Genomic DNA, 24,353 nt, shown 5'->3' on the forward strand with positions numbered 1-24,353 from the left:
GAAACAGTCTACCAAAACCAATTTTATTCCGAAATTGAAAAGAAATTCAGAACACTCTTTACGATAAGAGACTCGATTGGTTATTTATAACATAGAATTGAGAAAAGTAATTTTAGTTTTGGGATAAGCTCAAAGATAAGTATGTCAGTTTATTTTTTGCCTTTTTCATTCCATTCCATTAAAGCTTTTTCAATAGATATCAAAGTAAACATAGTAGTATTGAATATCTCATCTGGGTGTTGAGGCATCCATCTGATTTCATCAAGAACATCTTTTGGGAGCCTAACAATATCATTCATTTCTTCTCCTATCTTCATGAAATATTCAGTATATTGTGAACCGTACCTACTGTTTGCACTCGCAGTGATAGAAATATATTGAGTAAATGACCCGTCATTCATTATATCTCTCGAATATCTGTACTGAATTTCTTCAATACAATCCGAATAATCATTATGCAGTCTTCTGACTGTCTCTGGAATTGATTCACCGTCTTTTTGCAAAGCTTTCAGGTCTGAAAATACACTTTTTGAGAGTCGAATAGTTTTGTACTGTTTCACGCTACTACATATGTAGTTAAAGTATATAAATAAATTACATTGGTCATCGGCTAATGAATTTTCTTGCCAGAAAGTATCGATTTTGCATTAGAAACCAGCTTTCAATTTTGGTCTGTTTACATGAAATCGACACTCTTTTCCAGCCCATAACTTAATAAAATATTTAGCAAGAATTGTGGAAATGGACGCAGTTTGTCACGATTTCTTACTTAACAGAAATAAACAGTAATAAGATAATAAAATGTGCAGTAATAAGATAATAAAATATGTAGTAATAAGATACTAAAATATGCAGTAATAAGATAATAAAATGTGCAGTAATAAGATAATAAAATGTGCAGTTTTATGGTTGATAATTTATGGTTGATAATAACCCTGATAGTCCACACAATAATCCCGAAAAAAGAAAAAATCCTTTTAAGAAAATGTTAGATAACATGAAAAATCTTATAAAAAAAGATGATGAAGATAATAAGCCGTCTTCTTTTGAAGCATCTAAAACCGAAAAAAGTAAAGGCTCAAATACTCCGAAACTTGAAGCATCTGAAACAAAAAAAGATAAGAGGTCAACGCGTGAAAGAAAAGCTAATAGTAAGGAGCAGAAGCTTCCAAAGAAGTTTAAAAAAGGTTGGTAATAGACACTATAAACCTGATTGAATATGAAACCGTAATTTGTAGAAATAGTTTGATAATTGTGATCAAAGGCAGTGTGCCGTTTATTCTGTAAAATCACAAATCTCAAGAAGTTGCCGGGTCGAAAAGTCTATATCAGAAGATCAATTTTTTCTATTGTACGCAAAAAATTGACTTCAAATTTACAGCAAATTAGAGACACTGACTCAAATTTTCATTCATTACGAAAAACATCTACTGATTAGTGACAATTAGTAACGGGTCTGAAGAAGCAGAAATTCGTGAAGGAAAAACTAAAACAGAGCTAAAAAAGCTACAGATAAAAGAAATAAATGATTAAAGGAGAAGCAAGAAACAAAAACTGTTTCCTGTTTACTTCAGTAGCTTAATCATTTCTCTTCCAAAAGCATGAAGATCATCAGGGCTTCTTGAGGATACAAAATTCCCGTCAATTACAACTTCTTTATCTTCATAAAGTGCGCCTGCGGCTATGATATCATCTCTTATCCCTGGCCAGCAGGTTGCTTTCCTGCCTTTTATGACGCCTGCAGAGACGAGAACCTGTGGGCCATGGCAAATTGCAGCAACCGGCTTGTTTTCTTTGAAAAAGTGTCTTGTAATCTCAAGTGCATTCTCGTCAAGCCTCATTTTTTCGGGGCCTTTTCCTCCGGATATTACAAGAACACCATAATCTGCAGGGTTTATGTCTTTAAAAGCAATGTCTACATTGACCTCATACCCATGCTTTCCTTTTATTGGTTTCTTCTTCATTGAAGCTACATGTGTTGTAATCCTCTCTTCTTTCAAGCGGTGGTAAGGGTAGAAAAGTTCAAGATCTTCAAAACCATCGGCTCCGAATATGAGTGCCTTCATGTGAAACTCCCCCTGGGTTTTAGTTTTACGGCTTTAGCCTTGCTTTTAAATTTTCCAGGCTTAATTTTCCAGGCTTAATTTTCCAGACTTAATTTTCCAGACTTAATTTTCCAGACTTAATTTTCCAGACCTCATTTTCCGGATTTAACTTTTCAGACATTTCAAAATTGATTTTACGGGTACAATTTTGAGTACCTAATTTCACAAATTTGAGTACCTAATTTCACAAATAATACTTCATTCACAAATGAATGATTATTTCTAAAGCACATATACCTTGTCTGATTTCGAAAATAAAATAGGTAACAACGGTTAGGTCATGAAATAAGTAACAGCAGCTTGGCCATTGAACAGGTAACAGCATTCATGCCTGAAAGGCTTAAATTGCTTCAAGGGCCTGTTTGAGGTCTTCAATTATGTCTTCGTAATCTTCAATCCCTACCGAGAGCCTGACAAGCCCGTCAGTTATGCCCACACTCTTTCTTACTTCATGAGGGACACATGCATGAGTCATAGATGCAGGGTGCTGGATAAGAGTATCCGTAGCTCCGAGGCTCACAGCAAGAGAACAGAGCTTTACATTGTCCATGAGCTTCCTCCCGGCTTCAATTCCGCCTTTTACCTCAAAAGAGAGCATCCCGCTGAATCCGCTCATTTGCTTGCGTGCAAGTTCATGCTGAGGATGACCTGGAAGCCCTGGATACCTGACCCACTCTACCTCAGGTCGTGATTCAAGAAATTCCGCAACCTTCATTGCGTTTTCAGCGTGCCTTTCCATCCTGATATGCAGGGTTTTAAGTCCTCTTATGCAGAGCCAGGCTTCATGCGGCCCCATAATGCCTCCTGTATACCCAACAACCTCAGACATTCTATTAATAAAATCCTTATTTCCTGCAACGATTCCGCCAAGCAAATCTGCATGACCGCCTATATATTTTGTACAGCTACTCATAGAAAGGTCTGCACCAAGCTCAAGAGGCCTCTGGAAATAAGGTGTTGCAAAAGTGTTGTCCACAACGCAGAGGGCCCCGTTTTCCCTGGCTATCCTGGCTATTTCAGGAATATCGCATACAGTAAGCGTAGGATTTGCAGGACTCTCAAGAAAGACCATTTTTGTCTCGGGCTTAAAGGCTCTCCTTACATTTTCGGTTTTAGAGGTATCGATGAAACTGACCTCTATTCCAAGTCCTGGCAAAACCTGAGAAAAGAGGCTGTATGTGCATCCGTATACTACATCCGTTGAAATAAGGTGGTCTCCTTGCTTCAGGGCAGTTAACGCAATTGCGGTGATCGCTGCCATTCCCGAGGCAAAGGTCTGCCCTGCTTCCCCACCTTCAAGCGCAGCAAATTTTTCAGCGAGAACAGCATGTGTGGGAGTGTTTGGAGGAATTCTGGCATATACGTATCCTGATTCCTTTCCTGCAAACCTTGCTGCTCCCTGCCTGGCATTCTCAAAAATGAAAGTCGAAGTCTGGAATATCGGAGTTGTATGCGCCCCAAAAACTGGATCCGGCTTTTCTGCGGCATGTACACATTTTGTTGCAAACTTCACTTCTCTTTCCATCTCCCCAAATCCCTATCAAAATTAGTCTCCGGAATATGTATTGCTTTTCCGGTAATTATTTGTTTGGCGTGAAGCCCAAAAAAGCCTTCTCTCAAAAAATCTTCTCTATTTTCTGAAAGCTAATAAAGAAAACCTTACTTTGTTTTCAGGAGTTATACATGTGTGTCAGAAATTTTAAAAATAAAACTGCTATATATCTGGAGCAAAAGGTGTGATTAAATAAACAATATTTGCTTTAGAAGCATTTAAAACGCTACAGGAAGACCTTCTGTGATACAATCCATACTTGATAACGACCTTTATAAATTCACCATGCAACTTGCCGTGCTTGAACTTTTTCCTAAAGCTGATGCTGAATACCGGTTTACCAACCGGGGTTCTCAGCGCTTTACTACGGAGTTTGTAGAAGAACTGGAAAGGACTATACGCGAAGAGATCTCGAAATTAGCACTAACAGAAGAAGAATACAACTGGCTTTCAGAGAACTGCCCTTACCTGAAACCTATGTACCTTGAATATCTTAAGAATTTCCGCTTCAAGCCAGATGAGGTAAAAGTCTGCCTTACCGAAGAAAAAGATCTGGACATACGGATAAAAGGGCCCTGGCACAGCACGATTCTCTGGGAAATTGTCCTTATGGCTACGGTTTCGGAACTCTACTTCACAACCATTGAAAAAGAGTGGAATGGAGAATCCCAGAAAGGCTGTACTTCCGAATCCGTACTGGCTGCCTATGAAAATAAGATTCTTGAGATGGGAAAAGCCCTTGAGGAAAACAACTGCCTTTTTTCGGAGTTTGGAACCCGCAGGCGAAGAAGTTCCGAACTCCACGACCATGTAATGAAAGCCCTGGCCGGGATAAAAACCCTGACAGGAACAAGCAATGTGTATTTTGCAAAAAAATACGGCATGAAACCGATCGGGACAGTCGGGCACGAATGGATTATGGGTACCTCGGCACTTGTGGGGTTAAGGTATGCAAACCGTTTTGCTTTTGAAAACTGGATAGATGTTTATAATGGAGACCTGGGAATTGCCCTTACGGACACTTTCGGCTCAAAAGCCTTTTTCAAGGATATGGACCTGAGGTTATCAAAAATTTACGACGGGTTCAGGCACGACAGCGGAGACCCTTACGACTTTGTGGATGCTGTGATAGAGCACTATCGGAAAATGGGTATAGATCCCATGAAAAAATTACTCGTTTTCAGTGATGCCCTCAACGCAGATACTGCAATCCAGCTCAAAAAATACTGCGAAGGAAAAATCAACTGCAGTTTCGGCATAGGCACAAGCCTTACCAATAACTCCGATTTCTTCCGAGAAAGCCCTCCTCTTAATATGGTCATAAAGCTGCACAGCATTGACGGTATTCCTGTTGTAAAACTGAGCGACTCTCCGGAAAAGGAAACCGGAGAAAGAGATGCTATAAGGGTTGCAAATTACATTTTTGGAAGAAAAGGGCTGGATGAATGATCTAAGCTGAATGAATGATCTAAGCTGAATGAATGATCTAAGCTGAATGAATGATTTAAGAGTCAAAGGCTAAAATCCCACGCTCTTTAAACGTGGGACACAGCCGTCAACTAGATTCGTTTTCGTTATCTGGGAATTTTTTTCTGCATTCATACCCATATTATTAATTTTCCTAATCTTACAGTGGAGAGGCTGAAGATGTAGATCCAGGATCTATAACTGCGGTATCTTAGCCACTAATTGTAGAATTATTTAAACCATTTCCTGATGTAGAGTCTAAAATGTTTAATGCAGGTTCAAGTTCTATAACAGCAATATCTGAGCCACTAATTGTAGAATTATTAAAACTGTTTTTGGACATAGAATCTGAAATGTTTATCATGGAATTATTAACTGTTACATAATTATTTATTACTGAGTTATCCATTGTTGTAGAATTACCTTCTGATGTAGAATTATCTTCTGATGTAGAATTATTTGTCATTGTAGAGTTATTTGTAGTCATAGAACTGTTATAACTATTCAGTAAAACAGAACTCGAACCATTTACTGTAGAGTTTTCCAAAGTATTCTGCATCTTATGCACCGTAAAAACTATTTTTGAGCCGTCAGGGCTCCATCTGGGGTTCGAGTCGATTACTCCGATATTGTCTGTAAGCCTTATCTTATAGCTTCCGTTGGTATCACGAAGCCAGATTTCAGGCTTTCCTCCTTCATCGGATATATATACTATTCTTTTTCCATCAGGACTGTAAGAGGGGTCCCATTCCCCGTATGAAGTATTGGTAAGCTGAGTCTGGTTTGTACCATGCCATTCTATTGTCCATAGGTCGGGTTCCTCTTTAGAATCATTAGCACTGTATATTATTTTTAGGCCAAGAGGGCACCAGTCTTTCCCCATTCCGACATTTTCTGAAGTACCGAGCCTGGTCTTATCGCTTCCATCCCGATTAACTATCCAGAGCTGGGACGGATTATCTCCTAACTTCTGGGTGTATACGATTTTTTTTCCGAGGCGGCACCATGCGCCCCAGCCTTCGGATTTGTCAGGGTCATCTGCAACAGGAGTTACGGTTTCATTTTTCAGGTTCACAAGGTAGAGGCCTGTTTGGGAACCATTTGATTTTGTTAAAATCAGTTCTGTTCCGTTGGGATTTATATCACTAAAGCAAGTAAGATTTCCCTCTCCAATGCCTGTTCGCTCTATTTCACTTCCGTTTGCTTTCATTTTATACGATTCCAAATTATCGGATCCGTCTCTGTGAACCGTATACAGGATATAATTTGCATCGACAGTCCATACCGGAAACAATTCTGATTCGGGGCTGTCAGTAAGAAAAGTAATATTTTCTACAGGGCTGTCAGCATAAGTTTCTTCTTCATAACCTTCGACTTCTCCGGTTGGGACATAAGTTAGGTTCGAATCTGAATAAAAATCGTTCTGTGAATCATTCTGGGCTATACTCCATCCAGATTCTTCCGTAAAATTACCATAGTCGGATATGGAACTCGGTTCTGCTACTGCAGGTAACGTAAGAAGTACGAATGTTAAGAATAAAGAAAAGTACCTGTATGCGATTCTCATAAATTATCACCGTTAACTCAAAAAAGTTAGTGTTATGAATATAAATAATTAATTACTAATTTATTGAAATATTCGTTTATTTGTATTTATTAATGCTAACTTATAAATTATAAATATATATTAAAAAAGAAGATATTTGGATAATTAGAAAATCAATTCTATTTTTACCGTATAGGGAAGAAATCTGAAAGCAAAATAGAAGTTTTACCTGGGGAAGATAAATATTAAAATCCCAGGCAGAACTTAAAATTAAATAAACTTTTTGATTTTAATCAATTGACTTATTTTTATTTAAATTAATTATTTACTGTGAAAGCCGTTCCTGGTTATGAGGCTTTATTGTATCCCTCAGCCAGATTGACATTTACATACACTACGGCTTCATTAGTATGTTTGTATGCATAATCATCAGTAATTTCCGGCAGCTTGTCCGCTTCGTCCTGCGAAGTAACAACTGTGCCTGCTGGAATATACCTTCCGTCAGGAACAGTTACACCAATTGCTGCTGCTGTAGGCTCAAGTACGCAGTTGTTTCCTATTTTTGACTTAAAAACGAAAGCCTGCATACCGATGAAAGTATCGTTGCCTACAGAAGCCGGGCCATGAACCTGAGATTGGTGGGCAAGTGAAACATTTTCTCCTATATAGACTGAGTATTTCTTACCATCAACCTCAACAAGGTTCTTTTCTACAGGCTCGCCTTCTTCATTGATTGTCTCAAGGCCATGAAGTACAACTCCATCCTGGACATTGCTTCCGTTTCCTACGAAAATCGGCATTCCTTCGTCACTTCGAATAGATGCCATTGGGGAAACCATAACACTGGCACCTATTTCCACGGCTCCGATGACTGAAGCCTGAGGATCAATACAGGCTGTGGGATCAATAACAGGTGATGTAGGTACAGAATTCCATGGTGTTACCGGATTTTCCCTGATATTAGAAAACCCGCTATCGGTTATTTCCTGTGTGACATTGCTCTCTGCTCCTTCACCTTCAGAGACACATCCGCTCCCTAAAAGGGCCAGTGAAAGAGATAGAATAAGTATTGTAAAGATCTGCTTGTTAAATCTCATATAGGTCCTCCATTGACAGGTAGGTAGATTATAAAATATATAGACATTTCTATTTTTATTTAAAAAAAGTTAGAAAAATAAAAATGGGAAAATTTTATTTTTAGAAAGGCTTCTGTAACCAGGTTTTATAATTAAAGATATTTTACTAAAAATTTTCTTCAACAGAAACCGAAATAAATTCAAAAAAGTCTTATATTTAAGAGATGTGGAATGTCTCATGGAGGCTGTGTTTCAAATTTCACTGGAATCTATAATGGCAGACCTGCCCGCCTTTACGGTAATTGCAGTCTGGAATTTGTTTGTGATCCTGTTTCTCTCAAAAAAGGTATATCAAACTTCTCTGAAAAAGGGAAGGTCGATTAACTCTTCAATGTATTTTTCAAGAAAAGTAATTCACTTCCTGGCTGGCGGACTGACAGCAATGCTGCTCCCCTTTGTCGCTCATGAGCCTATTTTACCGGCGGCTACTGCTTTTGGGCTTGCTCTTATAACCTACCTGCCACATAAACTCAACAGGAGAATGTACTGGTTCCAGGACCCCGAAAATCTCTATGATGTGGATTTTACTTTAAGCTGGGGATTAATAGTGTTTTTTACCTGGTACATTGACAGGAGCTTCTGGCTTGGAGTGGTTCCGGTACTTTTCATGGCATATGGAGACGGGATTACGGGCATAATAAGGAACCTCAAGTATAATAAAAGGACAAAAGCCTGGGAAGGCTCTGCGGGGATGCTAGTGCTTTGCATAATTATTGGCGCAAAAATGGGATTTGCAGGGATCTTTGCAGGAATAGTGTGCACACTTATAGAAAGAGTCGAGAATATAGATGATAATATCACAGTACCAGCAGCTGGCCTGTTTATCCTGCTCTCAGCTCACTACTATTTCCCCTCTCTTACAGCTCCCTTTTACTGATTTTCGCCCTTAATGAGAGCAAAATTCCTTTATGGTTCTGGATGAAGTAAAAGAAATTTCCAATCAAAAACTAAAAAAGCGCCCAAAATTAACCAAACCTTCCTATAAGCGCGCTTATGCTTTCACTCGTAACCATGCCTATAACTCTGTTTTCAGAATCGATCACAGGAAGCGCGGAAATTGAGTAATCTTCCATTATCGAGGATGCAGTCTCAATTTTATCGCCTGAGAATACGTATTTCACGTCGCGGGTAATTATTTCATCCAGTTCGGTGATTTTGCAGGCTACGGCTTTTGTAATGTCCCAGGAAGTGACTATACCTTCAAGCTTTCCGTCTTCGGATACTACAGGCAGATGGTTTACTTTTTTCTTTACCATAAGGGTTGAAGCGTTCTCTATTGTTTCGTTTCTGGAAACCGAATAGAAGTTCTGGTACATGATATCGCTTACAAGAACCTGTGAAAGAAAGCTCCTTATAATGTAATTGAGCTGTCCTTCTTCAAGCAAAAAGGCATCATGGCCGTACTGGGACCTGATTTCCTCGTATTTGGCATCAATCCCGTTTGCAGTAAGCGCAGATACGATTTCCTGAGATTGGTAAGGGGGATAGAGCCAGTCTGAAGTTATGGAAATCACAAGGTATTTTGCAGTAATCCCGGAAAGACCCTCGATAAGAGAGCCGTTCTTTGAAAGGTCAAAAAAATCCACGGCTTTTGTGATATAAAGATAGGAATTAGCATCAAAACGCTTCGTAAAGGTACTTCCCTGGTGATTCAGGTAGCTTTCGACCTGAAAATACGAAGAGCTATCAGGAAAGATTTCTGAAGATGTTTCTGAGACGGTTTTAGATGTGGTCAGACCTGTTTCAGTCTGCGGGTCTCTTCCGAACTTCTTTTGCATTGAAGCATCGCTTAAGTATGTGATATGGCCTATCATGCGGGCAAGTGACAGGCCCTGTGCGGGGATTTCCTTCCCATAGTAGTTTCCCTTATTCCATTTCGGGTCATCAGTTATTGCTTTTCTTCCAATTGCTCCAAATGCAATTTGCTGTGGGGTTGAAGATGCGGTTGTTGCGATTGCAATTGCTTTTTTAATCATTTCAGGATAACTAACCGTCCATTGAAGAACCTGCATTCCACCCATTGAGCCGCCTGCAACTGCAAAAAGCTGTTTTATTCCCAGGTACTCGACAAGCTTCTTCTGGGCATTTACCATATCCGCAATAGTAATTACAGGAAATGAAATACCATAGGGTTTTCCGGTTTCAGGGTTGATAGAAGAAGGACCTGTAGAACCTTTACAGCCTCCTATTATGTTTGAACAGACAATGCAGTATTTTTCCGTGTCAAAAGCCTTATTCGGGCCAATTACAATGTTCCACCAGCCTGGCTTTTTGTCGTCTGCGTGAAATCCGGCAGCATGGGCATCGCCTGTAAGGGCATGACAGACCAGGATAACGTTACTCTTATCCGTGTTCATCTTCCCATACATCTCATACTCTATCCTGACATGGGATAGAGTCTTTCCGCTTTCGAGCCTGAAAATTCCAGGAATTTCATAGTTCATTGAACGGACTATCCCAAGATTCTGGCCTTTTCTTCCCGAAAAAAGGTTTTTAAAGGAAGAACCCTGGGTTGAGATTTCCATACTCATACCTCGGAAAGTGCCTGCTCGATATCAGAAATCAGGTCCTTTGCATCTTCAATTCCTATAGACAGCCTGATAAAGTCCTCAGTTACTCCACAGTCTGCCTGCTCTTCCTTTGATAGCTGTTCATGGGTGGTTGAAGCCGGATGGATTACAAGGCTTTTTGCATCCCCGATATTTGCAAGGTGGGAAAAGATCTCAAGCCCTTCAATAAACTTTTTGCATTCCCTCTCTCCGCCTTTGATTCCGAATCCTATTAGTGCACCGTACCCTGATTTAAGATATTTCTTCGCAAGCTCATAGCTGCAGTGGGATTCAAGCCCAGGATACGAAACCCAGGAAACCTTTGGATGATTTTCCAGAAATCTTGCAATCTCCAGGGCGTTGTCACAGTGTTTTTTCATTCTAAGGGGGAGAGTTTCAAGTCCAAGTGTGAACAGGAAAGAGTTAAAAGGAGAAATGCACGCTCCGGTATCCCTTATAAACTGCACTCTGGCTTTTGCAATGAAAGCGGCCTTTCCAAAGGCTTCCTTATACTTTAAGCCGTGGTATCCGGGATCAGGCTCGCAGATTTCAGGGAACTTTTCAGGGTTCCAGTCAAAGTTTCCGGAGTCAACAATTACTCCTCCTATGGAAGTCCCGTGGCCGCCAATGAATTTGGTCGCCGAGTACACAACAATATCAACTCCATGTTCAATTGGCCTTAAGATCAGAGGAGAAACCGTATTATCCAAAACAAGGGGAATTCCTGCGGCATGAGCAATCTCTGCGAGTTTTTCTAAATCAGGAATGTTAAGCCCGGGGTTTCCTATCGATTCCACATAAAAGGCTTTTGTTTTTTCTGAGATTGCATTTTTGAATTCTTCAGGCTTATCCACGTCTACAAATTTTACAGTCCTTCCTAGCCTGGGGAAAGTATAATTAAAAAGCTCATAGGTCCCTCCGTAAAGCTTATCTCCTGAAACGATCTCGTCTCCCGGTTTTGTAAAAGTGAGAAGCGCAGTTGTGATTGCAGCCATTCCTGAGGCTACTGCAAGGGCACCTATGCCTCCTTCAAGAGCAGCGATTCTTTTTTCAAAGACATCGGTTGTGGGGTTCATAAGGCGGGTATAAATATTACCTTCTTTCCTGAGCCCGAAAAGATCGGCAGCTTCATCAGCGTCCTTAAATACATATGCTGCAGTCTGATAAATCGGAACTGACCTTGCTCCTGTAGCCGGATCAGGTTTTGCACCTGCATGCACAGCAAGGGTAGAAACTCCAAGGCTTTCAACCTTCTTTTTTTCCAGATTTGCTGTTGTCTGACTTTCCCGATTTTCCTTGCCTTCTTTTTCGTTCCGATTTCTGTTTTCATCCGTCATTCTATTTCATCTCCAGCCCAAATTTCTTTGCTACCCCGCCAGGCTATTTCTCAGCATCTTTTTAGTCGTCTTTATTCGACTTTAACCAACTTTATTAAACTTCTTTTTACCTTTTGGACAAATCAGGAGTGGGAATCGAACTCACATAATTCCGGGTTGCAGCCGGAAGCATCACCACTCTGCCATCCTGACGCTTATCTCTTTTTGTATGTATTCACAATCTTCTTACATTTGTTCACAATTGTGATGGTTTGTTCACAATCGTGAACCTACTATAAATAACTACCTATTAAGTAATAGATGTTAATACAGACAATTACTTATAATAATAAATTAAAGTATAAATAATTATTTGTAATAATAAAACATGTGGGAATTTGAAAGTCCCGGAAAATTTTTTGTTAAAAAATTTCCGTGAAAAGTTAAGGAAAAAAGTATGGAGCCCTTGATTTTTCCCTTGCCATTTAAATTTCAGGATCTGTTAATCTCAAGCATCCTGTCCAGGGTTCTTTTGGCTTTGACCCTTATATTTTCCGGGACATGGATTTCATATTCCATATTCTGCAAGCTGTTTAGAATAGCCTCAAGGGTTATTTTCTTCATATTGTAGCAAAAAGCCTTCTCTGAAGCGGGATAGAACTTCTTACCCGGGTATTTCCTTTTCAGGTTTCTAACAATTTCCCTTTCGGTTCCGATTATGAATTCCGTGGAACCTGAACTTTCAACTTCATTTACAATTCCTGATGTACTGAGAACCCGATCTGCAAATTTCAGGACTTCAGGCCTGCATTCTGGATGTGCAAGAAACTCAGCATCAGGATGAAGTTTTTTCAACTCTTCTAGATTTTCTTCACTGATATTGTCATGAACATGACAGAATCCTGGCCAGACATGTATCTTTTTATCAGTATGAAGGGATACGAAAGCTCCCAGGTTTTTGTCCGGAATAAATATAATCTCCCGTTCCTCAATTGAATTTACCACATTTATTGCATTTGCAGACGTACAGCATATATCGGATTCAGCTTTTACGGCTGCCGAACTGTTTACATAGCATACGACTGCAGCCTCGGGATGTTTTTCTTTTGCAGCCCTCAGAGACTCAGCAGTAACCATATCAGCCATAGGGCAACCTGCATCGGGTACGGGTAAGAGGACTGTCTTCTGAGGAGAAATTATTGCTGCAGATTCTGCCATAAAGTGAACGCCTGCAAAAACTATAACATCAGCTTTTGAACTAACTGCAGCTTTGCAAAGGGAAAGCGAATCCCCTATAAAGTCCGCAACTTCCTGAACTTCGCCGCGAGTGTAAAAGTGGGAAAGGATAACTGCATTCCTTTCGACTTTAAGTTTTTTTATCTCTTCTATAATTAACTCGTTTTCCATAACGATCTATTCCTTATATTGCAGGGAGTGTTCCTTAAACTCTAGGAGTAATTAATGCAAGGATAATGTAAAATTTAAGCACTGAATAAAGGGACAATGATGAATTTAAAAAGTTAATAAAGGATAAATGATGAATTAAGGAGTAAATGAAGAAGATAAATGATGAATTAAGGAGTAAATGAAGAAGATAAATGATGACTTAAGGAAGTGAAGAAAGATGAAAGATTAATTCAGGAATAATTTCATTTTCTTTTATTAACTCCACAGACCGGGCAATTTTCTGATTTATTAATCTTCAGTTCACTGAAAGAGCATGAAAGCCCGTCCCATAACAAAAGGCGATTTTCCAGCAGCTCTCCCTGCCCTGTCAGATACTTAATCGCTTCATTAGCCTGAATAGTTCCTATTACTCCCGGAGTAGTTCCAAGTACAGGAAATACTTCTTTTTTAAAGGAGGTTGGAAAGATACAGCAAAGGCATGGTGTCTTTCCCGGAATTACCGTTGTTGCCTGACCTCTGTAGCCTGAGACTGCTCCATGAACCAGGGGTATATTCCGTTCCACTGCAAGCCTGTTCAGCACATGCCTTGTATCAAAATTATCAAGAGCGTCTATTATAATATCACATGGAGGAACTATTGAGCCTGCATTCTCAGCCGTGATTTTTTCCTTGATAGTCTCGACTTTTATTTCCGGATTCAGGGAAAGGAGCTTTTCCTCTGCGGATGTGGTCTTTTCTCTTCCGACATCCTTTTCATGATGGAGAAATTGCCTGTTAAGGTTGCTGAGTTCTACCGAATCAAAGTCTGCAAGTATTATTTTTCCAACACCTGCAACTGCAAGGTAAGTGGAAACCGGAGATCCAAGCCCTCCTGCTCCGATAACAAACACTGTTGCTTTCCTTAACTTTTCCTGACCTTCTTCCCCAAAAAGCATTATCTGCCTGGTATATTTTTCTGCTGTATATTTCTCCATTTATGTGCTCCGGGATTTCAATGTACTATAGTTTCCAGGATCGGCCATAAGAGCCGGGATTATTCATCCCATGGCTCAAGCCCTTTTTTCTTTAGATAATCATTAATTGCCTCATGGATCGCTTCTTCTGCAAGCATTGAACAGTGCATTTTAATCGGAGGAAGGCCATCAAGGGCTTCTGCGACGGCTTTATTTGACAGTTTCCAGGCTTCTTCCAGGGTTTTTCCCTTAATCATTTCAGTTGCCATACTGCTCGATGCAATTGCAGCTCCGCACCCGAAGGTCTGGAATTTTACATCCGCAATCCGATCATTCTCGACCTTGAGGTAGATTTTCATTATGTCTCCACACTTCGCGTTTCCGACCTCTCCTACGCCGTCACTGTTCTCAATGCTTCCCATGTTTCTCGGGTTTGAAAAATGATCCATTACTTTAAGGCTGTAGTCCATGAGTTGTCCTCCAGTGTTACTTTTCAATTACAGGCTCTTAGTTTTCGGTTACTCTAAAATATTCAAAACTTTTAAAAACGACTTCAGTTTATTCAATATCGTAAACGGTTGCCCCTCAAATAGTCCTGTACTCTTTAGGGGTCAGAGGAGACATATTTCTCAGTTTCTGTACGATATCAGGCACAGCCTCAAGTACCCTGTCCACATCTTTTTCGGAATTCATCCTTCCGAGGCTAAGTCTGAGTGAACCGTGAACGATTTCATGCGGGACTCCGCAAGCTGTAAGCACGTGTGAAGGCTCAAGAGAAGAAGAATTACATGCGCTTCCGGTAGATGCGAAAATTCCTTTTGCGTTCAGTAGCAGCAGAAGCGATTCGCCCTCTATGTATTCAAATGTGACATTTACATTATTTGCAAGCCTCTGTGTAGGATGCCCATTGAGATGGGTTTTCGGGATTTTCAAAAGTCCTTTTATGAGGCGCTCTCTCAGCTCCAATAGAGTTTTATTGGATTCCTCAATTTCGGCTGTTGCAAGCTCTATAGCTTTTCCAAGCCCCACAATGGAAGGGACATTCTCGGTTCCGGCCCTGCGCTTTCTTTCTTGAGCCCCACCGTGCAGAAGGATATCTATTTTTGTCCCTTTTCGAATGTAAAGAGCTCCACAGCCCTTTGGGCCTTCAAACTTATGTCCTGAAAGTGAGAGAAGGTCGATATTCATTTTTTTAACATCGATAGGAACATGGCCTATTGCCTGCACAGCATCCGTATGGAAATAGATCCGGTTCTCTTTCGCAATTTTTCCGATTTCCTCTACAGGCTGGATTGTACCTATTTCGTTGTTTGCAAGCATTATGGAAATAAGGATAGTATCGTCTCGAATTGCCTTTTTCAACTCCTCCGGGGATACCATTCCATATTTGTCAACAGGCAAGTATGTTACCTCAAAGCCCTGTCCTTCTAGCCAGGCACAGGTATGCAGAACTGCGTGGTGTTCGATAGAAGAAGTGATTATGTGTTTTCCTTTATTCCGGTTTGCAAAGGCTATACCCTTAATTGCCCAGTTATCGGATTCCGTGCCTCCGGATGTGAAATATATCTCGTTTTCTTCGGCCCCGAGAGCATTGGCAACCTTTGTTCTTGCTTTGTCTATTGCATGTTTTGAGATTTTTCCGATCTCATAGATAGAAGAAGGGTTTCCAAAATTCTCGGTCAGGTAGGGAAGCATCTCTTCGACAACTTCTCTCCTTACAGGAGTTGTAGCAGAGTTGTCCATGTAAATGGTCTTGTTTTCAATGGTCACACTCACACCTTCACAATTGTGAATATCCATAGCATCAAGACTATTTAAGTTTTATCGTAGAATTCTGCGGGAAAACTTAGAGATATGCAGGAGAAAACCCCAATAATTTACATAGAGTTAGGAAAATTGTTAAAAATCAAGCAGGTTCCTCAAAATTTTTCTTTCTCCTGTTGCCCATGCGGTACTCATTACTATTTTTCTGAATGACCATAATTTATATGCATATACGATATATTCATTTTCAATTGTAAAATCTCAAAAAGTGATGATAACTGTGGAAACTCCATGTCAGAAAATTGTGTGGGATCTGGTTCCCGCAATAAGGGCCAGTCTTGCAATCGAACTTGTAAAAAAAGGACAGTCACAGGCAGCGTCTGCAAAGTTGCTGGGGATTGCCCCGTCGGCAGTTTCCCAGTACATTTCGGGAAAAAGAGGCTACAGGATTGAGTTCCAGGGCGAGACGAAAGAATTGATTGAAAAACTTGCGCAGGATTTGATCGATAACAACGTCTCTGACTTTGTAATAAGGGTTTGTGATATCTGTGTAAGTGCCAGAGGAATTGAAAATAAGTGCAGTAGTGGTTGCGGTTCGGAAAAACAAGCTGGTGATAATAAGGAAGATGAAGCGAAAAATCAAGAAAAAGCTGAAACATAAAACCGTCTTTTATCGAGTCTTCTACTGTTTTTCTATACCATATCGTAAGATCTTATTCAGTTTTCAAGCATGTTTTTTCAATAACGAAATTTCTCGAGATTCAATAACGAAATTTCTCGAGATTTAATAACGGAATTTCTCGATAACTATATTTAACATAAGGTTAATTCACAATTGTGAATTTCCTGCAAATTACCTGTATGTTGCAGCAGTACTTGTAGCTCAAAAATTCAGAGTTTCAGGTGGATTAAAGCGTAATTTGAGAAACTATGACGAGGTCTGAAAAAGGCTCGAGTGAAAAAAATTGCATGGCTGACAGCTTCTAACATAATAAACGAATTAAAACCCATACTGAATCTGAACGAAACAAGCACGCGGCAGACGCAGGTAAGGAGACAATAGATAATATGGGACGAATATATTCCGATATAACCTGGACAATTGGTAATACGCCTCTTGTCAGGTTAAACCGCATAACAGAAGGTTTGCATGCGGATGTGTTAGCTAAAGTCGAGTCCTTTAATCCTATGGGAAGTGTGAAGGACAGAATAGGGTTGTCAATGGTTGAAGAAGCCGAACTTGCAGGTAAAATCAAAAAGGGTACCACTATTGTTGAAGCAACCAGCGGCAATACCGGCATAGGACTTGCATGCGTCTGTGCTGCCCGTGGCTATAATCTCATACTGGTTATGCCTGAAACAATGACAGTAGAAAGAAGAAAACTGCTGACAGCCCTGGGAGCAGAGCTGGTTCTAACCCCCGGAATGGAAGGAATGAAAGGAGCAGTCAATAAAGCCGAGCAGATGGCTGCCGACGACCCTGAACTTTACTTTATAGCTCAGCAATTTCAGAACCCTGCAAACCCTGAAATCCACCAGCTGACAACAGCTCAGGAGATCTGGAGAGATACGGACGGCAAAGCAGATGCTATTGTAGCAGGCGTTGGAACAGGCGGAACTATCACAGGCATTGCCAGCATAATTAAAAAACGGAAATCTGCTTTTAAGGCAATTGCAGTCGAGCCTGCCGAATCTCCCGTGCTCAGCGGCGGAAGCCCTGGACCACATAAAATCCAGGGTATAGGTGCAGGTTTTGTTCCTGATGTACTTCAGCTTGACCTTGTTGATGAAGTAATCAAAGTAACCGGAGACAACGCCGCTGCAACATCCCGGCGCCTGGCAAAGGAAGAAGGCATCCTTGCAGGCATATCCTCAGGCGCTGCTACCTATGCTGCACTTCAGGTGGCAGCCAGGGAAGAAATGAGCGGGAAAACCATTATTGTAATTTTACCGGATACGGGAGAGCGTTATCTGAGCACCGACCTCTTTGACTGATTGTCAGCAACTTTTGACCAATTTATCAGCAACAGTTTGACTGATTCGTCTGATACTGGCTGACCGTTTGATTTGACAATTAATACCGGAAGATTTCGAATGGTAATCAGGGAAGATATCAGGACCGTTTTTAAAAAAGACCCCGCAGCAAGGTCTACACTTGAGGTAATCTGCTGCTATCCTGGCCTGCATGCTGTCTGGATACATCGGATATCTCATTTGCTCTGGGAGAGACATTTTTACTTTCTGGCCCGTCTGCTCTCTCACATTTCCAGGATGTTAACAGGTATTGAAATCCACCCAGGAGCAAAGCTTGGAAGGAGAGTTTTCATAGACCACGGGTCCGGAGTGGTGATCGGAGAAACTGCTGAGGTAGGCGATGACGTTTTGATATATATGGGAGTTGTATTAGGCGGGACAGCTCTGGAAAAGACAAAACGTCATCCTACTATTGAAAATGACGTGGTTATTGGTTCAGGAGCATCAGTACTTGGGCCAATCACTGTTGGAAAAGGTGCTAAAATTGGCTCCGGCTCAGTTGTGATCCGGGCAGTTCCACCAGGAGCTACTGCAGTTGGTGTCCCTGCGCGGATTACAGGGCCAGAAACATCCGTATATACAGGACCACTAGATCATAATAAGCTACCAGATCCAGCACTTCTAGTGATAAGCCAGATGCTTGACCGGTTGAGCAGGTTGGAAGAGCAATTTAAGGCGCATGAAGAGTTAGTTTCCGGACACGGGAAAACTCCACAAGGAACAGTACTTAAAGATGAGCAAATTTATTCCCTCCTAAAAGAAATAGTCGACCCTGAAGTAGGGATGGATATTGTCAAACTGGGCCTGGTAAAGGAAGTAATAATCGAAGGATCAAATGTAGATATAAACCTTGTATTGACAACAAGCGCCTGCCCTATGATTGAGTACCTCAAGGACCAGATCCGGCGAAAAGTCTTGAATGCTGGCGGGATAGAAAAGGTTAATGTCAATATTCTTGATGAACCCTGGAAAGGGGATCTATTCAAAAAACAGATAGTCTATTAAAATGCGTGTTTGGCATGAAAGTTCTTCCAAGTACTTTCATTTCTTTGTGCCTGTGATTAGAAGAATTTCATATGCGTTTGGCATGAAAGTTCTTCCAAGTACTTTCATTTCTTTGTGCCTGTGATTAGAAGAATTTCATATGCGTTTTTTAGAAAGCTTGACATGAGATAGAGATGAGTGGAGGATAAATCTTTCTCATTCCTTCTCATTCCTTCTCATGCTTTTTGATTCGCTGAATCATATCAATGAAGTACTTAGTTTCTCTTTTTACATCGTCACTGCACACAACTGCAGAAATTGCTACCAGGCTATCAGCTCCGTTCTGAATAACACTTTCGCAGTTTTCCTTGTTTATTCCGCCAATAGCAACTACAGGAAGCTTTATTGCATCTTTAACTTCTCGGATTTTAAGTGAACCTATTCCTTTCCCTGCATCTTTTTTTGTAGCAGTATCGAATATTGGGCCAAGGCCCACATAGTCAGTCCCTGATTTTTCCGCCAGGACTGCTTCCTCTCTGTCATTTACACTAAGGCCGATTATTTTATCCTCACCAAGGAGCTTTCTTGCCGTTTCAACAGGCATATCGTCCTGGCCAATATGGACTCCATCCGCATCAACGGCTAAAGCAACATCGATCCTGTCATTTACCAGAAATATTGCCCTGCCACTGCAGATTCTCTTAATTTCTGAAGCCTCTTCGACCATTTCTTTCGTACTTTTATCCTTTTCCCGGTACTGAACAATCCTGCAGCCTGACTCGACTGCGTCCTTGACATCGGATAAAGTCCCTTTTTTAGAAAGTCCGGAATCTGTCACAAGGTAGAAGTCGATTTCTTTCAAAAGGGAACTTTTCCAGCTGAAGTCTTTCTGGTTCATGATGATTAATCCATCCGATACGCACGTTTTTTAAAAACGTTCTTTATAATCTCATTTTTCTGAACTTATGGTTCTTTTTACTTAATTTACCTTTTTCTCTTTCAAACTCACGATTCTTCTCTTTCTCTTCCGAACTTACGATTCTTCTCTTTTTCTTCCGAACTTACGATTCTTCTCTTTCTCTTCCGAACTTACTGTTTTCCATTTTTCTTCCGAACTTACTGTTCTTCAAAATTCATCATACTTTTTACTTTCTCATCCGACAGGTTGAACACTTCATCATAGAGGTTAACCTTGAAACTTCCTGGCCCGTTTGATTTACTTGCTGCAAGTTCTCCTGCAACTCCAAAGTAACATAATGCTTCTCTGGACGCCTCGCAGTAATTCGGGTTAACTGCGGCAAACAAACCTATTACAGAGGCAGCCATGCATCCTGTTCCGACAATCGACCCCATGAGTTCATGCCCGTTCTTAACAACAAAAACTCTTTCTCCGTCACTTATAATATCTTCTTTTCCTGTCATCACGATAACGGAAGAGCTTAATTTTGCAAATTGCTTTGCAATTTTTACAGGGTCTGCATTAATTGATGTTGCCTCAACTCCTTTAGTCTCAGCGCTTTCGCCCGCCAGTTTTGCAATTTCCGAGTAATTGCCTTTTATAATATCGATACGGGCAGAACCAAGGATTTTAGCAGCCATTTCGTCTCTGAATTTCGTAGCTCCGACCCCGACGGCATCAAGCACAATAGGAATTTTCTTTTCGTTTGCAGCGGCAGCAGAGAGAAGCATGGAGTCGATTATTTCAGAGGTCAGGGTTCCGATGTTAAGCACAAGAGCCGATGAAATCCCTGTCATTTCAGCGCATTCTTCAGGGGCATGCGCCATTACAGGCAGCGCACCGAAAGCTCTTGTCATATTTGCGCAGTCGTAGATAGTTACCCAGTTCGTTATATGATGTATGAGTGGTTTTGTTTCTCTTATTGTTTTTAATGGTTTGTTCATAGAATTCCTCAAAAACGTTTTAAAAAGTGATTTATCTGCATACTGGCACTTGTGCCAGAGATTTATATCAAATTATCGTAACCGGAAATCATCTGCAATATAGGTTACTCATTTCTTACCCTTTCCACGCCTGTGTAAATATTCATTTTCTGGCTCCGGACAAAGCCGATAACAGTAAGGTCGGCTTTCTCTGCCATGCTTATGGCAAGCGTAGTGGTTGCACCTCTGGATGCGATAATAGGAATATTAGCCATAAGGCATTTTCTTACCATCTCAGAAGAAATCCTTCCTGAGCAGGTCACAATTGTCCTGGAGAAGTCCACACCATGTTTCAGTCCGTAACCTATTGCCCTGTCAAGGGCATTGTGCCTGCCGATATCTTCTATTATGCAAATCTTTCCTTCCGGCCCGAAGAGCCCTATAATATGTATGCCGCCTGTTCTGGTATGCAGATCTGATACCAGCGTTTCTTTCATTGTAGTTTTAATTGTTGAGACATTAGTGACCATATCCGACTGGATTTTCGGGAGCCTACCCGCGTCCAAATATGAAGTATCGCCTCCACATCCCGAAAGGACAGTTTTGCCTGAAAGCATGATTGAAAAAGGGTCTTTTGTCAGTACACTGGCACTGAGAGTGATGGGATCATCTGTTTTTTCTTTATTCTCTCTGTTTTTCTCTCTGTTTTTCTCTCTGTTTTTCTCTCTGTTTTTCTCTCTGTTTTTTTCTCTGTTTTCATCTCTGTTTTTTTCTCTGTTTTCATCTCTGTTTTTCTCCCTGTTTTCATCTCTGTTTTTCTCTCTGTTTCTTTCTCTATTTTCTTCTATGTGCAACGATTCTATATCCTCGAGTTTGCGAATAATTCTTTCTGTATATAATAGTCCTGTTACAAACTCTTCAAGCAATGTCGGGCTTACCATAGCGGTTAAAGCATGGCGGCCGTTGACAAAGACTGCAAGAGGCACTTCAATTACGACTTCGTGAGACGATGGGACCATTGATCCGGGATCATATTTTATACAGGAGACCATACTGTACATCATTATACCATACTCCTTACACGATACGTGCGATTTCTTCAATTGTTTCAAGAAGCAGGTCAACCTCCTCCTGAGTATTGTACATGTAAAAGCTTGCTCTCACAGTGCCGTTTTGGAGCCCCAGAGACTTCATTAACGGGATACAGCAGTGATCTCCCGAACGGACAAGAATTGCGGCTCTTTCGTCAAGCAAATAAGCTATTTCGTGGGGGTGAATTCTATCTATAGTAAAAGAGACAATCCCGATCCTGTTTTTCATATCCTGCGGCCCATATATAGTAATATTTTCAATATCGGGAAGCCCTTTGAGCAGGCGTTCAGTCAGTTCCTGTTCATGCCTGAAGATAGCATCCATCCCCAGGTTTTCAAGATATTTTACCGCCTGTCCAAGCCCTATTGCACCTGAGATGTTCGGGGTGCCTCCCTCAAATCGCTGATAACCGCCAGTCAGAGAATAAAACTCAGTAGTTACGTCCTCGACTGTGCCTCCACCAAGTATGAGAGGAGAAATAAGCGAGTCTCTCATCCACAGAACGCCAGTGCCCGTTGGCCCGAGCATCTTGTGGCCCGAAAAGCATAAAAAATCGCATCCAATACGCCGGGCATCTACAGGAAAATGAGGGACGGACTGTGCCCCATCAACCAGAAAATAGGCTCCCTGCGTTTTGCAGATGTCAGCAATCTCCCGGATAGGCTGTACGGTACCAAGTACGTTTGAGGCATGGCTAACTGCAACAAGTTTTGTATTAGCTGTAATCGCTTCTTCAAATTCCTCTATATCAAAAATCCCGGCTTCGTCTGGTCGGATAACAACCAGTTCAACGCCTTTCTGACGCAGTCGAAGCCAGGGGAGCAGGTTGGAGTGATGCTCTAAAATCGTTGTGACTATTCGGTCTCCTGACTGCCAGTCAAGGCCTGCTGCAACCATATTGATAGCCTCGGTTGTATTCTTGGTAAAGACTGTAGTGCCTTCTTTCCCACCAATGAAATTGCTGACCAGATCATGTGCGTCCTGATACTTTTGGGTTGCAACCCTTGTAAGCCTGTGCATTCCTCTTCCAACATTGGCGCGGTATTGCCGGTCATATTCGTTCATCGCAGCTATTACAGGCTCGGGAACAAGGCTCGTTGCCGCATTATCCATATAATGAAGGTATCTGGGGATTTGGAAGTCAGCTATGCAGTCTTTGAGCTTCATAACACTTCATCCATACTCCCGCTTCTGTATCCTTTAATATCGAGGGTAATGTACGAAAAGCCACAATCCCGCAATACCTCCAGTATTCGAGCTCGCATGTTTATTGCTTTTTCAAGCTCTTCAGGCACTAACTCGATTCTTGCAATCTTGCCATGAAGCCTTACCCGCAGATTTGAAAACCCCAGATCGTGCAGCGAATTTTCTGCGTTTTCTATAGTTTGCAGCTTTTCAACTGTGATTTCTTCCCCATATGGAATTCGTGACGCAAGGCATGAAGATGACGGTTTATTCCAGAAATCACAGTCACAGTCCTGAGCCAGTTGCCTTATCTGTTTCTTTTGAATCCCAAGCGAGAGAAAAGGATGCAGGATTCCTTCTTCATTGCTTGCCTGAAGTCCGGGGCGGTACTCATTGAGATCGGAAGCATTAATTCCATCAGCTATTTTTGAGATTCCCAGTTTTTCAGCCTGATCTTTTAATATCCTGGCAGATTGTTTTTTACAGATATAACAGCGATTGGGGCTGTTTTTTCTGAATTTTTCATTTTCCAGAATCGGAAAGGGAATTATAGAGCAGGATATACCGAACTTTTGTGCGTTTTCCTCCGCTTCCTTAACAGCTCTTCTGGGGACAAGAGGCGCGTCAAAAAGTATACATTTTACCTTATCCTGAAGTACTTTTTGCGCAAGTAATGCAAGCAAAGTACTATCTATTCCTCCTGAATATGAAATAAGTAAACACTCTAATCCTGCAAGTTCTTTGAGCAATGCATCCTGCACATTTTCTTTTTCCATGGATGAATACCGACCTTTTATGTTCATTTTTTTGACTGTACCGGAAACATTAAATTTTCCAAGAACATTCACAATTGTGAATATGCTGAAATGGGCATAATTGGTAATAATACTTTTTGTCCAGAAAACGAGAGTGAATATAGAATTACAGATTGAAAAAGTGATACAAAAATGTGAGTACTGACGGTGGAAACATGAAAATTCGAGTAAAAACTTTTGCTCAGATAAAGGACATTCTAGGAGCAGACAGCTTTCTTGAATGCCAGAACGACATTTCAATGCGGGAACTTCTTAAAGCCCTTCGCGAAAGAGCCGGAAAGTCTGAAGACCAGCTTTTTTCCAGGAACGGATATCTGCACAGTAATTTGGTTTTAATGCTGAACGGTGCACGAATTTATGAAGAGGAAATTGATTCTCTTACACTTTCAGAAGGAGACGAAATCACACTGCTTTCTCCAGTTTCAGGAGGATGATCCTTAGCGAAAATTATTAGAAAAATAATATTAAGAAAATATCAGTTTCCAAAGAAATCTTAATTGAAAAATCTCAATTTGAGGATTGATGTGTAATCCATTTTTACAGATAAAGTGTGTAAGAGATGAATTT

General features: G+C 40.9%; 23 protein-coding genes. 7 read left to right on the top strand and 16 right to left on the bottom strand.

Going from position 1 to position 24,353, the window contains the following annotated elements; genetic code table 11:
• Nucleotides 1-149: 149 nt before the first annotated feature.
• Nucleotides 150-560, bottom strand: a complete 411-nt coding sequence (locus MSKOL_RS07045; protein WP_048154719.1) for a hypothetical protein — start codon at nucleotides 558-560, stop codon at nucleotides 150-152.
• 359 nt (nucleotides 561-919) lie between these two features.
• Between MSKOL_RS07045 and MSKOL_RS07050 the strand changes: the two genes are divergently transcribed.
• The gene (locus MSKOL_RS07050) at nucleotides 920-1,195 is read left to right on the top strand and encodes a hypothetical protein (RefSeq protein ID WP_048119798.1); all 276 of its coding nucleotides are present in this window, start codon (nucleotides 920-922) and stop codon (nucleotides 1,193-1,195) included.
• Between the two features lie 370 nt (nucleotides 1,196-1,565).
• Here the strand turns inward: MSKOL_RS07050 and MSKOL_RS07055 are convergent, their stop codons facing one another.
• Nucleotides 1,566-2,066, bottom strand: a complete 501-nt coding sequence (locus MSKOL_RS07055) for a type 1 glutamine amidotransferase domain-containing protein (protein WP_048154721.1) — start codon at nucleotides 2,064-2,066, stop codon at nucleotides 1,566-1,568.
• Nucleotides 2,067-2,445: 379 nt separating this feature from the next.
• Complete coding sequence (locus MSKOL_RS07060) at nucleotides 2,446-3,630, bottom strand: PLP-dependent aspartate aminotransferase family protein (RefSeq protein ID WP_048154722.1); 1,185 nt, start codon at nucleotides 3,628-3,630, stop codon at nucleotides 2,446-2,448.
• A 270-nt stretch (nucleotides 3,631-3,900) separates the two neighbouring features.
• On the opposite strand from MSKOL_RS07060, the gene pncB reads away from it, so the two are divergent.
• On the top strand, nucleotides 3,901-5,106 hold the full coding sequence (gene pncB / locus MSKOL_RS07065; protein WP_048154725.1) for a nicotinate phosphoribosyltransferase: 1,206 nt from the start codon (nucleotides 3,901-3,903) through the stop codon (nucleotides 5,104-5,106).
• A 229-nt stretch (nucleotides 5,107-5,335) separates the two neighbouring features.
• Here the strand turns inward: pncB and MSKOL_RS07070 are convergent, their stop codons facing one another.
• Nucleotides 5,336-6,691, bottom strand: coding sequence for a TolB family protein (locus MSKOL_RS07070; protein ID WP_048154727.1), 1,356 nt, complete (start codon nucleotides 6,689-6,691; stop codon nucleotides 5,336-5,338).
• 326 nt (nucleotides 6,692-7,017) lie between these two features.
• The gene (locus MSKOL_RS07075; protein ID WP_048119809.1) at nucleotides 7,018-7,767 is read right to left on the bottom strand and encodes a carbonic anhydrase; all 750 of its coding nucleotides are present in this window, start codon (nucleotides 7,765-7,767) and stop codon (nucleotides 7,018-7,020) included.
• Nucleotides 7,768-7,984: 217 nt separating this feature from the next.
• On the opposite strand from MSKOL_RS07075, the gene MSKOL_RS07080 reads away from it, so the two are divergent.
• On the top strand, nucleotides 7,985-8,683 hold the full coding sequence (locus MSKOL_RS07080; protein WP_048154732.1) for a hypothetical protein: 699 nt from the start codon (nucleotides 7,985-7,987) through the stop codon (nucleotides 8,681-8,683).
• A gap of 88 nt (nucleotides 8,684-8,771) precedes the next feature.
• Here the strand turns inward: MSKOL_RS07080 and MSKOL_RS07085 are convergent, their stop codons facing one another.
• From MSKOL_RS07085 to nifS, 6 genes are all read right to left on the bottom strand, one after another.
• Nucleotides 8,772-10,331: a homoserine O-acetyltransferase gene (locus tag MSKOL_RS07085; protein WP_048154734.1), complete on the bottom strand. Its 1,560-nt coding sequence runs from the start codon at nucleotides 10,329-10,331 to the stop codon at nucleotides 8,772-8,774.
• Nucleotides 10,332-10,333: 2 nt separating this feature from the next.
• Complete coding sequence (locus tag MSKOL_RS07090; protein WP_231592522.1) at nucleotides 10,334-11,692, bottom strand: O-acetylhomoserine aminocarboxypropyltransferase/cysteine synthase family protein; 1,359 nt, start codon at nucleotides 11,690-11,692, stop codon at nucleotides 10,334-10,336.
• Between the two features lie 471 nt (nucleotides 11,693-12,163).
• A complete protein-coding gene (gene nadA, locus MSKOL_RS07095) occupies nucleotides 12,164-13,078 on the bottom strand; it encodes a quinolinate synthase NadA (RefSeq protein ID WP_048154737.1) in 915 nt (304 codons plus the stop codon).
• 242 nt (nucleotides 13,079-13,320) lie between these two features.
• Complete coding sequence (locus MSKOL_RS07100; RefSeq protein ID WP_048119818.1) at nucleotides 13,321-14,052, bottom strand: HesA/MoeB/ThiF family protein; 732 nt, start codon at nucleotides 14,050-14,052, stop codon at nucleotides 13,321-13,323.
• A gap of 59 nt (nucleotides 14,053-14,111) precedes the next feature.
• Nucleotides 14,112-14,501 (bottom strand): Fe-S cluster assembly scaffold protein NifU, encoded by a 390-nt coding sequence (gene nifU / locus MSKOL_RS07105; protein ID WP_048119820.1) that lies wholly within the window; start codon nucleotides 14,499-14,501, stop codon nucleotides 14,112-14,114.
• A gap of 115 nt (nucleotides 14,502-14,616) precedes the next feature.
• The gene (gene nifS / locus MSKOL_RS07110) at nucleotides 14,617-15,831 is read right to left on the bottom strand and encodes a cysteine desulfurase NifS (protein ID WP_048119822.1); all 1,215 of its coding nucleotides are present in this window, start codon (nucleotides 15,829-15,831) and stop codon (nucleotides 14,617-14,619) included.
• A gap of 235 nt (nucleotides 15,832-16,066) precedes the next feature.
• Between nifS and MSKOL_RS07115 the strand changes: the two genes are divergently transcribed.
• The 3 genes from MSKOL_RS07115 to cysE all read left to right on the top strand — a co-directional run bounded on the left by MSKOL_RS07115 (nucleotide 16,067) and on the right by cysE (nucleotide 18,834).
• Nucleotides 16,067-16,456 (top strand): transcriptional regulator, encoded by a 390-nt coding sequence (locus tag MSKOL_RS07115; RefSeq protein ID WP_231592524.1) that lies wholly within the window; start codon nucleotides 16,067-16,069, stop codon nucleotides 16,454-16,456.
• A gap of 407 nt (nucleotides 16,457-16,863) precedes the next feature.
• Nucleotides 16,864-17,790, top strand: coding sequence for a cysteine synthase A (gene cysK / locus MSKOL_RS07120; protein ID WP_048119826.1), 927 nt, complete (start codon nucleotides 16,864-16,866; stop codon nucleotides 17,788-17,790).
• 99 nt (nucleotides 17,791-17,889) lie between these two features.
• A complete protein-coding gene (cysE, locus tag MSKOL_RS07125) occupies nucleotides 17,890-18,834 on the top strand; it encodes a serine O-acetyltransferase (protein ID WP_048154740.1) in 945 nt (314 codons plus the stop codon).
• A 205-nt stretch (nucleotides 18,835-19,039) separates the two neighbouring features.
• Here cysE and thiE read toward each other — a convergent pair whose 3' ends face one another.
• The 5 genes from thiE to larE form a co-directional block, all read right to left on the bottom strand.
• The gene (gene thiE, locus MSKOL_RS07130) at nucleotides 19,040-19,711 is read right to left on the bottom strand and encodes a thiamine phosphate synthase (protein WP_048154744.1); all 672 of its coding nucleotides are present in this window, start codon (nucleotides 19,709-19,711) and stop codon (nucleotides 19,040-19,042) included.
• Nucleotides 19,712-19,929: 218 nt separating this feature from the next.
• Nucleotides 19,930-20,715: a hydroxyethylthiazole kinase gene (thiM, locus tag MSKOL_RS07135; protein ID WP_048154747.1), complete on the bottom strand. Its 786-nt coding sequence runs from the start codon at nucleotides 20,713-20,715 to the stop codon at nucleotides 19,930-19,932.
• 104 nt (nucleotides 20,716-20,819) lie between these two features.
• Nucleotides 20,820-21,758, bottom strand: coding sequence for a formate dehydrogenase accessory sulfurtransferase FdhD (gene fdhD / locus MSKOL_RS07140; RefSeq protein ID WP_048154750.1), 939 nt, complete (start codon nucleotides 21,756-21,758; stop codon nucleotides 20,820-20,822).
• 13 nt (nucleotides 21,759-21,771) lie between these two features.
• Nucleotides 21,772-22,953 (bottom strand): aminotransferase class V-fold PLP-dependent enzyme, encoded by a 1,182-nt coding sequence (locus MSKOL_RS07145; RefSeq protein WP_048154753.1) that lies wholly within the window; start codon nucleotides 22,951-22,953, stop codon nucleotides 21,772-21,774.
• A complete protein-coding gene (larE, locus tag MSKOL_RS07150; protein WP_231592526.1) occupies nucleotides 22,950-23,774 on the bottom strand; it encodes an ATP-dependent sacrificial sulfur transferase LarE in 825 nt (274 codons plus the stop codon). Before larE ends, MSKOL_RS07145 begins: the two co-directional genes overlap by 4 nt.
• Before the next feature lie 167 nt (nucleotides 23,775-23,941).
• On the opposite strand from larE, the gene MSKOL_RS07155 reads away from it, so the two are divergent.
• A complete protein-coding gene (locus MSKOL_RS07155; RefSeq protein WP_048119839.1) occupies nucleotides 23,942-24,220 on the top strand; it encodes a MoaD/ThiS family protein in 279 nt (92 codons plus the stop codon).
• Nucleotides 24,221-24,353: the final 133 nt, after the last annotated feature.

The organism is Methanosarcina sp. Kolksee, assembly GCF_000969945.1.
GTDB classification, from domain to species: Archaea; Halobacteriota; Methanosarcinia; order Methanosarcinales; family Methanosarcinaceae; genus Methanosarcina; species Methanosarcina vacuolata.